Source organism: Segatella copri (assembly GCF_009495355.1).
GTDB lineage: Bacteria > Bacteroidota > Bacteroidia > Bacteroidales > Bacteroidaceae > Prevotella.
Genome location: NZ_VZAD01000067.1, coordinates 1 through 2,273 on the forward strand (window position 1 = coordinate 1; position 2,273 = coordinate 2,273).

At 56.2% G+C, this 2,273-nt stretch carries 2 protein-coding genes; both read right to left on the reverse strand.

What is annotated here, in order from left to right; all coding sequences use genetic code 11:
• The coding region (locus tag F7D20_RS08900) for a fimbrillin family protein (protein ID WP_158463742.1) at positions 1–1,393 on the reverse strand (1,393 nt) is incomplete at its 3' end.
• 34 nt (positions 1,394–1,427) lie between these two features.
• A partial coding sequence (locus tag F7D20_RS08905) for a fimbrillin family protein (protein ID WP_158463743.1) occupies positions 1,428–2,273 on the reverse strand: 846 nt, incomplete at its 5' end.

Below are 2,273 nucleotides of genomic sequence, written 5' to 3' on the forward strand. Positions count from 1 at the left end.
TCGAATTCGTCTGACCTGCCACGCCGCCGACATCGACCATTCCCTTCACTGTGGCAGAGGAACTGCATCCGGTGATGGAACCGCCTATTTGAGCACCCACCACACCGCCGACATACACCGTGCCGCTGACGCTGCCCGACACCGAGCAGTTTTCAATGGTGCCCCAGCCAGATCCTACCACGCCGCCAATACTGCCGCCATATATTTGATTGCTTGTTATCTGTACGCCCTCCATCACCACGTTCTTCACCGTACCAGCTCTATTGAGCCAGCCGAACAGACCCGCAAATTCGTCATTTGTCGTAAAGGTCAGCCCCGTAATGGTATGGCCGCCACCGTCGAAGGTGCCTTTGTATGAGTTGTCGTAGTCTGTGCCTATCGGTGTCCAGTCTTTGCCTGTGAGGTCAATGTCAGTGTTGAGGGTAATGTTAATGTCGCTCTTACCTCCGTTCACTAATTCGGCTACATTCATCAGGCCGTCGGCGTTATAGACCGTGTAGGTATTGGTGTTGCTGTCGTAGATGTAGCCCAAATCCTCAGCCTCGCCGCTCTCGCCGCCGCCGTCAGCCCAGCTGCCGATGGTGCAACCCTCTAACGTCAGGCCGGTGGTGTTCACCTTGACGGTGTATTTATAGCGGCTGCCCGCCTCTAATACGACGTCGTTCTGCGGGCGGAAGTAGAAGGTGCCGCCACCGAGTTTCACCTTGACGAACGGCCTGCCTGCCGCAACGGTCTGCGGGGCGGTCAGTGCCTCGTAGGTGTTGCCGCTTGCGTTGTAGGTCTTGATGGCGGTCGGGTTGCCGTTATCGGCGGACAGGCTCACGAGGCTCACCATGGCACCAGCGACGCTCGTGAATCCCGTGCCGGGCTTCAGTTCGATTGTCACGCGTGCCGTGCGGTGGGTAAATTCAAGAGTCGGGTTGTTAAATTCCACCTTCCGGTTCTCAGCAGAGATGAAGTCGCTGTTCTGGAAGTCAGCCAGTTTGCTTTGGTCTTCTGCCACCTTCACGGCAGGCATCTGTGTGATGTCGGCATTGTTGAAGGGGCACCATGCCGATACGGTAATCGGGTCGCGGCTGGTCCAGTAGTACGGGTCGTTCTCGCGTGAAAGCGTGGCACTCTTGAAATCGGTAGAAGCCGTTACGGTGTATTCCTTTACCGCATCGCCCATCTTGAGTGCCACGGAAGTGACGCCCTGCCAGTCGCCGTCCACAGAGGCACGGGTGGAAGGGGCTGCCAGCGGCGTTGCTTTTACGGACAATCCGGTGGCACGGATGACGACGGGGTATTCACCTTCGGGCAGACGGTTATCGCCAGCAAGTTCGTCCTGTGTGCAGGCGGCGAGGGCGAACAGCAGTGCGGTGGCTGCGGGGATAAATAATCTATGTCTCATAATTCTTCATTCTAATCGATTAATTATTAAAATCCTACAGGTCAGCACCCACATCTCCACCGTCTATATCGTTCCACTTTGCAATGGTGGCTTCGCTGACTTCAAGGACTTTGTTGCGTACCTTGACGGTATAGGTATAGTTGTTGCCCGCCAGCAGTGCGCCTTCGGGCATGGTGAGTGTGGCATGATATTCCTGACCTTTGTAATTCACAACCAACGGCAGGGATGCAACTGTCTGCGGGAAGAGGATGATCGATGACGTGAGATTGCCGTCTGCCAGATTCATGGTCAGTTCTCCGGTCTGTAGTCCGTTGTCTGCGGTGGCAATACCGTCGGCCGTGTTGAACGTACCGGTGAGTAACAATCCGTCCAGCGTGTAACGTTCAGGCTTGACCACGCTGAAATCCACGCCGTCGCCCGCCTCAAAGGTAAGGGTTATCTGGCTCATGCGGTGGTGGAAGGAGTTGTCTTCACCGCCTTTGGCGGTTTTGTCGGTGAAGCTTACTACCGGGTTGTTTTTGTCTCCTGTGGCTCCTGAAGCAAAGAGGAAGTCGATGGCAGGCTGGTTTTGCTGCGCCGTGGCATCGGTCGTGGCTGTGAGGATGCCTCCCGCCGCGTTGTACGGATAGTAGGCGCGGAAAGTATGGGTCTTTGCATCTTCGATATAGATAACCTTTCCTTCTGCCTCAAATTTCCCGTTTTTCAGGATGAAAGGCACGTTGCCGTACTGGGAATCGTTGCCGATGTCGGTGATGCCGATACGGTCGCCGGCAGTCCAGGTGGTTCCGCTGGCGCGGGTGGCGGGGGCGATGTTGGCGGTAAACTGGGCGGCCACGGGGTCACCGTTCAAGTTCTCGTTGTCGTTGTTGCAGGCTACCAC